This is a genomic window from Protofrankia sp. CiP1_Cm_nod3, from assembly GCF_982290655.1.
Map to the genome: position 1 here is coordinate 25,750 of NZ_CEVIVD010000066.1, position 3,201 is coordinate 28,950.

A 3,201-nucleotide genomic window follows, 5' to 3' on the forward strand; every position below is an offset into this window, starting at 1 on the left:
GGGGCCGGTCGGGGCCGGCTGGGGCCGGGAACCGGATGACCGAACCACGGCGAAGAAGGTGAGCCGGAAACGAAGATGCGTCGACGGCCCCGTGGCCGGCGGTGAACACGCGGCGGTTGTCGGTTCAGGTTGTCGGCGTGCCACTCGTGGGCATCGTCTTGTCAGGAGTTGTGTTTGAGTCGTACCCGCAACGGTTCATACTGGTGACAGCCTCGCGCTGTTCCCGGGCATGAACAGCCGTGGGCCGGTTGGTCCAGGGTCCGTGATCAGCCAGGTATGATGGCCTGCCTCGACGCCGCCGCCGGCCATCACGTCAGATCGTCAGATCGTCAGATCGTCGAGACAGATGCCACTTCTATGTTCCAACCCGGTGTCGTATTGGGTCGTTGGCGCCCGCTATCGTGGAGTTCGTCGAGCGCGGTCATGCCAATATGGCCTATCCTTGTCGTAGTAACTGGAAGTCAGAGATATATCGGAGGTCGACCGTTGGCACGTCGTGCACGTCTGAGCTGGCCAGAAGAGCGTCGCCAAGCAAGTGAGGTCGTCGTCCGCCGGGTGGACCCCGGTCGCGGCTGGACCCTCGAGCAGGCCCGTGACCTGGTACGGCAGGGCTACTCTGTCGAGCATGTAGCGGAACGCACAGGATTTCCGCCGCAGATGTTGAAAGTCGCCGAAGTCGCCGCCGAGGAGTGAGCCGGCCGGTCACCATCCGCTTCGGCCGCGAAATAAGCACGCTCCGCGACGCCTATAGCGGCAGGCTCCGGCGGGGTGCGCCGAGCCGGCGGAGTGGGGAAGCGCCGAGCGCCGTACCGACGTCCCAGGCCGTCACCCTGCGGAGCCTGGCAGCGACCCAGGGGGCGAGGCCTTCCGGCAGCGTGTAAAAAGCACGGCCACGTCGCTTTTGACCTGCTGGATTGCGTCGGCATCCGTGGTCCGCCCCTAATGTGCGGGCCCGGTGATTTGCGCCGGTCATTCCACCAGCGAGGATGATTGATCGTCCTCATCCGACCGCCTGACGTCGACGTCGACGTCGACGTTGTCCGCGTCCGTGCTTGCCGTACCGCTGCCCGTGGCGCGAACAAGCCGGCCGAGGTGGTCCGAGTAGACGCCGTCCAGGCCGAATCCCACCAGCCGGTTCAGCGTCCCGGACGTCTGCGCGTGCCAGCCGAAGGCGAGCAGCCCGCCGGCGCGTACCACCGGCACCATCGACGCGGTCCACTCGTTGGCCCGCAGGTTCAGCACCGTGGCACCAGCCGCCGCGGCCTCACGCACGTACGCGTCCAGCCGGTCGTCCGGCCGGCTGTCCGGGAGGGCACCGCGACCGCCGCCGCGACCGCGGAAGCCGGCCTCCCGTGCGGACGCGGAGTTGACCAGCCGTACCGGCCCCGGCCCGGCAAGCTCGTCGAGCGACCGCCAGTGACGGATCGCCGGCAGGCTGCCGCACAGCCACAGCCGTTCCGCCGTGCCCGCGGCCCGGGCCACCGCGGCGACGGCCACGGCGGCCCGTCCGATGGCCGACGGGGGATCCTTCAGGTCCAGGCTGAGCTCGAAGTCGCTGCCGCAGGTGGCGTAGAGGTCGGCCAGAGCGGGCAGCCAGGCCGGTAACCGGGCCGCCGGCAGGTCGCCGATCCGGCGGCGGCGGCCCGGGGGGCCGAGCACGCCGTCGTGATGGAGCACCGGGACGCCGTCGGCGGTGAGCCACACGTCCGACTCCAGCCCGCCCGCGCCGCCGGCCAGCGCCCGGCTGAACGCCGCCAGGGTGTTCTCCCGCCGGAAGCGGCCCGGCGCGCCCCGGTGGGCGAACCCGATCACGGCCCCGGCGGGACGGGTCACCGGACGGTGGGCCGGGCGGGCTGGTCGAGAATGCCCAACGCCCGGCTGTGCAGGCGGCCGTTGGTCGTCAGGATCGAGCCGCCGCCGGGCCCACGGCGTCCGGACAGGTCGGTGAAGGTGCCACCGGCCTCCTCGACGATCACCTGGAGGGCGGCCATGTCCCAGAGGGAGACATCGGGCTCGCAGGCGAGGTCGACAGCGCCCTCGGCGACCATCATGTGGGACCAGAAGTCGCCGTAGGCGCGGGTCCGCCACACCGCGTCGACCAGGTCCAGGAAGGGCGCCAGCCGCCCGGCGGCCGACCAGCTCTCGATCGAGGCGAAGGACAGGTAGGCGTCGGCCAGGTCCGCCACCGCGGACACGGCAAGGGAGCGGGTCTCGCCGACCGCCGTGCGGGTGTGGGCGCCCCGGCCGCGGGCCGCCCACCAGCGCCGGCCCATCGCGGGGGCGCTCGCCACCCCGACGGTGACCTCGCCGTCGACCTCGAGGGCGAGCAGCGTCCCCCATACCGGCACCCCGCGCACGAAGTTCTTGGTGCCGTCCACCGGGTCGACCACCCAGCGACGCCGGGTGTCGGCACCGATGAGCCCCTGCTCCTCGCCGAGCACCGCGTCGCCGGGCCGGGCCTCGGCCAGCCGCTCGCGGATCATCGCCTCCACGGCGGTGTCGGCGTCGGTGACCGGGGTGGCATCGGGTTTCGCCTCGACGCGCAGGTCGACGGCCTGGAAACGGGCTAGTGTGATCGCGTCGGCGGCGTCCGCGAGGGCGAGGGCGAGGGCGAGGTCGTCACCGATCGGGTGCCCGGTGGCCGCGTCCCCGTCGACGGTGGGCCGGGTGCCGCCGGGAGCCGGCTGTTGGCCTGGTCCCGGCAGGTCCGTCCCCACGGCTCCCAGAGTGTCTGTTCGGGCGACGTCTGTTCGGGCGGCATTGGTCACGCGGGGAGCCTACCCGCGCGCGCCTTCACCCGGGCGGAAGGCGGCCTTCGTGAACAAGGCCCACCAGACGTCGCGCGGGCGGCGACGCTACCACGGACGGCCTGTCGCCCCCTCCGCCACCCGAGTCAGCCGGCACCTGGAGCGTCAGCTATGTAACCATACGCATCCGCACGAACGCAGGCGCATGTCGATGGGCGCCGGTCATCGCTGAAGATCAGCGCGAGTTTGTCATTTTATACGCTTATACGACAAAAAAGCGTACAAAACGACAAACTTACGCGCCGATTATGGTTTGCGCGGGCGGTCACGGACGGGATGCGCGCCGCTGGGACGGCGTCCCGGGGCGGCCGGTATCGGGGCGGCCGGTATCGGGGAGGACAGCCGGGTTGGCTGGGGCCGGGGGATTTCGGTGACCGCTGGGGCCCGGTACGGG

The 3,201-nt window shown here is 71.2% G+C and carries 2 protein-coding genes; both read right to left on the reverse strand.

Features of this window, described 5'->3' with window-relative positions:
• Window positions 1–969: 969 nt before the first annotated feature.
• Window positions 970–1,833, reverse strand: a complete 864-nt coding sequence (locus AC5LUJ_RS14190) for a glycerophosphodiester phosphodiesterase (protein ID WP_250290127.1) — start codon at window positions 1,831–1,833, stop codon at window positions 970–972.
• A complete protein-coding gene (gene hisN / locus AC5LUJ_RS14195; RefSeq protein ID WP_250281817.1) occupies window positions 1,830–2,627 on the reverse strand; it encodes a histidinol-phosphatase in 798 nt (265 codons plus the stop codon). The genes AC5LUJ_RS14190 and hisN overlap by 4 nt, the downstream gene beginning before the upstream one ends.
• Between the last annotated feature and the right edge of the window lie 574 nt (window positions 2,628–3,201).